Origin of the sequence: Streptomyces sp., from assembly GCF_036566765.1 — a bacterium.
Taxonomy (GTDB): Bacteria; Actinomycetota; Actinomycetes; order Streptomycetales; family Streptomycetaceae; genus Streptomyces.
This window is the reverse complement of the sequence record NZ_DATCVQ010000024.1, coordinates 1-2,056: the sequence shown is the minus strand read 5'-3', so window position 1 is coordinate 2,056 and position 2,056 is coordinate 1. Positions and strand designations below refer to the sequence as shown.

3 protein-coding genes are annotated in these 2,056 nt (G+C 70.1%); 2 read left to right on the top strand and 1 reads right to left on the bottom strand.

What is annotated here, in order from left to right; translation table 11 throughout:
- A partial coding sequence (locus VIU94_RS01150; protein ID WP_331906515.1) for an aldo/keto reductase occupies positions 1–702 on the top strand: 702 nt, incomplete at its 5' end.
- Between the two features lie 48 nt (positions 703–750).
- Here the strand turns inward: VIU94_RS01150 and VIU94_RS01145 are convergent.
- Entirely contained in the window at positions 751–1,677 is a 927-nt protein-coding gene (locus tag VIU94_RS01145; protein WP_331906513.1) for an enoyl-CoA hydratase/isomerase family protein, read from the bottom strand.
- Between the two features lie 41 nt (positions 1,678–1,718).
- On the opposite strand from VIU94_RS01145, the gene VIU94_RS01140 reads away from it, so the two are divergent.
- Positions 1,719–2,056 (top strand): MerR family transcriptional regulator (locus VIU94_RS01140; RefSeq protein ID WP_331906511.1); only part of this gene is annotated, 338 nt, incomplete at its 3' end.

Below are 2,056 nucleotides of genomic sequence, written 5' to 3'. Positions count from 1 at the left end.
TGCGGGATCCGCCTCGCCCATGGCGAGAGGCCCGGCATTTACGACCTGCGCGGGCAGAGCATCCTGCGGCGTGTCGAGGAGAGCCTGAAGCGCCTGCGTACGGACTCGATCGACGTCCTGCTCCTGCACCGCCCCGACCCGCTCGCCGACCCGGCCGACGTGGCCGAGGCCCTGATGTCCCTGCACCGGCAGGGGTTGGTGAAGGAATTCGGCGTATCGAACATGGGCTCCACCCAGATCGCCGACCTTCAGGCCCACCTGGACGTTCCCCTGATCGCCAATCAGCTGGAGATGAGCCTCGCGCGGCGCGACTGGCTGGAGGCGAATGTGCTCGTCAACACGCCCGCCGCCGCCCACAGCGGCTTCCCCCTGGGCACGATCGAGTACTGCCGCAGCAACGGCCTGCGTCTGCAGGCTTGGGGCGCACTCGCCCAGGGCCGCTACACCGGCCGCCCGGAGAGCTCGCAGGAACGGCAGACGGCCGAGTTGGTCGCGTCCCTGGCACAGGCCAAGGACACGACCCCCGAGTCCATCGTCCTGTGGTGGCTCCAACGCCACCCCGCCCACATCGCGCCGGTCGTGGGCAGCACCCACCCGGAGCGCATCCGGGCCTGCCGGGACGCCGCCCTCCGCACCCCCGACCTCACCCACGAGGAGTGGTACGACCTCTGGCTGACCGCCCGCGGCGCCCCGCTCCCCTGACAGCACAGGCTCCAGTCAGGCAAGGCGCGCCCGGTGGCCGCGTACGGCTCAGGCGATGCGGTCCAGTGACGCCTCCAGGTCGAGTTCGCCTTCGCGGGTCTGGGCGCCGGCTGCCACAGCGGCTCGCATGCGCGCGACCACGGCATCCGGTGCCGGGTAGACCCCGCCCAGGGCCTTGCTCTCCTCGCCGAGCCCCTCCAGCAGGCTCCCACTGGCTGCGGCGGCCCCGACCGCAGCCTTCGCCGCGGTGATCTGCTCCGGGCGGAGCATCGCGATGCGCCGGGCGAGGGTGTCGACGAAGCCGTCGAGTTCGCCGGCCGGGAGGGCGCGGTTGATCCAGCCGTACCGCTCGGCAGCCTCGGCATCGAAGAGGTTTCCGCCGAGGATCACCTCCAGAGCCCTGGCGCGGCCCACCAGCGGGGGCAGCAGCTGGGTCCCGCCGCCTCCGGGGATGATGCCCATCCGGGTCTCGGACTGGGCGAGCCAAGTCCGCCCCCTGGCGGCGAAGCGCATGTCGAGGGCCATCGCCAGCTCGTTGCCGCCGCCCCGAAGACGCCCGGCGAGCTTGGCGATCGTCACCTGCGGCAGCGCGCGCAGGCGCAGTATCAGCTTCTGCATCGGGTTGATCAGAGACTCGTCGCCGCCGGTCATGGCGTCCGGGTTGGCCAGCTCCGCGAAGGTCTCCGGATGGAGCATGAAGCCGAGGTCGACGTGGGCGACGAAGAAGTCCGGGTCGGCGCTCTGCACGACGATCACGCGCACCCGGTCGTCCTCGCGGACGGCTCCGACGAAGTCGTGCAGTTCGTTGATGAGCATGGTGTCGAGCATGTTGACCGGCGGGTTGTCGAGCGTGACATGAGCCACACCCGCCTCGATCGCCACGCGCAGACTCTGGTAACCGTCGTACGACATCTCGTCCTTCTCTCGGTGGATTCTCTGGCCGAAGGCCCGTACACAGGCCCGTATATCGGTCACGCTAAGAGCTGACGTTGACGTCAGAGGCAAGGGGGAATGTGGTGCGCATCGGTGAACTCGCGGCCAAGGCCGGCGTGAGCGTGCGAGCGCTGCGGTACTACGAGGAGCAGCGCCTCCTCGCCTCGGAGCGCAGCCCCAGCGGCCAGCGGCACTATCCGGACAGCGCGGTCGACCGAGTCCTGCTGATCCAGCAGCTGTACGCGGCAGGGCTGCCGAGCAGATCGATAGTGGAGCTGCTGCCGTGCGTCGTGACCGGCGAGGTGACGCCGGAGCTGCTCGAACGACTGTCGGCGGAGCGCGATCGCATCGACACCCAGATGAGCGCCCTGGCCACCGCCCGGGACAGGCTGGACACCGTCATCACCGCGGCCACCACCAC